This window comes from Deinococcus sp. (genome assembly GCF_030523985.1).
Lineage (GTDB): Bacteria > Deinococcota > Deinococci > Deinococcales > Deinococcaceae > Deinococcus.
The window spans coordinates 4,481-6,648 of record NZ_JAUNHK010000122.1 but is presented as its reverse complement, the minus strand read 5'-3'; the positions used below and the strand labels follow the sequence as shown (position 1 = coordinate 6,648).

The window sequence follows — 2,168 nt, the reverse complement described above, 5'->3', positions numbered from 1 at the left end:
CCAGCGTTCCAGCCAGCCGAAATATTCGTTCAGGCGCGTCAGTCGTCTATCGGGCCGTCCCGAGCGTGAGAGTTCGTGGTCTTCGCCGGGAAAACGCACGAAGCGCACGGGGACGCCCAGTTTGTGCAGCGCGGCGTACCACTGCTCGGCCTGCTCAATGGGACAGCGGTGGTCGAGCACCGAGTGGACGATGAGCGTCGGCGTCCCGACGTTCTGCGCGTGCCTGAGCGGCGACAGCTCCCACAGCCGCAGCGCGTCGTCGGGCTGCGTGAAGTTCAGGCCCAGTTCGTCGTCCCAGAAGCGCAGGCCGATGTCCGAAGTTCCGGCGAACGAAATAAGGTTGCAGATGGAGCGGTCGGTAATCGCTGCCCTGAAACGGGTGGTATGCGCCGTGATCCAGTTGGTCATGTAGCCGCCGTAACTGCCCCCCATCACGGCGGTTTTTTCGGGGTCCAGGCGCGGAACCGTCTCCAGGCAGCGGTCGAAGAAGTTCAGCAGGTCGTCCTGATCCACCGTGCCCCAGCGCCCGTGAATGGCGTCCACCCACGCCTGCCCGTAGCCCACCGAGCCGCGCGGGTTGGAGTAGCACACGCCGTAGCCCCGCGCCGCCATCAGTTGAAACTCGTGGGTAAAGCCATAGCCATAGTCGGTGTGCGGCCCGCCGTGAATGTTGAGCAGCGCGGGCACCTTGCCTTCGCCCTCCGGCAGCAGCACCCAGCCTTCGCCCTCACCGAGTTCTGTTTCGAAGGTCACGCGCTGCGGCTCACGCACCGGAAAGGGAAAGCGGGCGTGCAAGTCGGTGACGTTGACGCCGTTCAGCTCCACTTCGGGAAAGCGGGTGGCCGACTCGCGAATCAGCGCCCGCCCGTTCGGGTTGGCCGTAAACGCCGAGACGACGCCCTGCGGGTCGTGGTCCGCCGCCCTGACCTCGCCGCCCAGACTCGCGGTAAACAGGCCCACGCTGCCGCGCACCGTCGATGTAAACAGCACCGTCTGTTCGTCGAGCCACACGGGTTTTTCGGGCATGGCCCCCACATGACAGTCACCGCCTACCGCGCCGCCGACCGGGTGGTCGTGGCCGGTGTCCAGCCGCCGCACCTGCTCGCCGTCCACCAGATACAGGTGCGCGTGTTCGGTGTTGCCCTGTCCGGCGGGGCGGCCCACCAGCGCGAAGCGCCGACCATCCGGGTGCGGAATCAGCGTGTGGGCGGCAGAATTCCAGTCCAGAAGTTTGTTTGGCGTGGCCTGTTGCTGAGCTACGGGCAGGGGCAGGTCGTACACGTCCTGTTGCCACTGGCTGGCCTGCCAGTCGCCCTCGCTCTGGGCCAGCAGCACCCCACGCGAGTCGGGCCACCAGGCCCACGCACCGAGACCCACGCGCGGGGCGTACCACTCGCGCAACTCGCCCGCCTGCACGTCGTAGAGCCACAGCGCGGCGGGCGTTTCGGGCAGCCAGTCGGCCCCGTTCGCCCGGTACACGGGCCGGGTAATCACGCGGGCTTCCCCCCGTTCGTCGCGTTTGTCCTCGGCGTCGCCTGTGGTGGTGAAGGCGATAAAGCGCCCGTCGGGACTCCATTGCAGCCCGCTCACGCCATTTTTGAAATGGGTTACGCGCCGCGCCTCGCCCCCGTTCAGAGGCAGCAGCATCAGCGCGGCCTTGACCTCGCCCACGCTGCGGATAAAGGCCAGAGTCTGACCGTCAGGCGACCAGCGGGGCGAAGAGTCGCCGCGTCCACTTTCGCCGTGGGTCAGTGGCCGCGCCGCACCTCCGTCCGAGAGCCACAGGTGCGAGCGGTAGCGCGGGCGGGCGAAGTCTTGGTCGGGCTTCTGCCGGTCTTCCTCCTCGATCTGGGCCAGTACGAAAGCGACCCGCCCACCGTCAGGCGACACCTGGGGGTCGGAGGGAAAAGCGAGGGCCAGCAGGCTATCGGGGGCAGGGATTTCCGAATTGTTCATTCTGGGTAGTCAACCACAACGGGTCGGCCCGCGCCGAATTACACTGAGTCCATGAATTTCGAACAGGCCCAGCAGGAAGTCAACACCCTCTCTAAAAAGCCCGGCAACGACGTGCTGCTCAAGCTCTACGCCCTCTACAAGCAGGGCAGCGTGGGCGACGTGGAAGGCAAGCGTCCCGGCGGCTTCGATTTCGTCGGCGGAGCCAAATACGA

2 protein-coding genes are annotated in these 2,168 nt (G+C 66.4%); one reads left to right on the top strand and one right to left on the bottom strand.

The genetic code is table 11. From position 1 onward, the window contains the following. Positions 1-1,956: S9 family peptidase (locus Q4C89_RS13190; protein WP_303103084.1), on the bottom strand; the 1,956-nt coding region annotated here is incomplete at its 3' end. A gap of 51 nt (positions 1,957-2,007) precedes the next feature. On the opposite strand from Q4C89_RS13190, the gene Q4C89_RS13185 reads away from it, so the two are divergent. Then, the coding region (locus Q4C89_RS13185; protein ID WP_303103085.1) for an acyl-CoA-binding protein at positions 2,008-2,168 on the top strand (161 nt) is incomplete at its 3' end.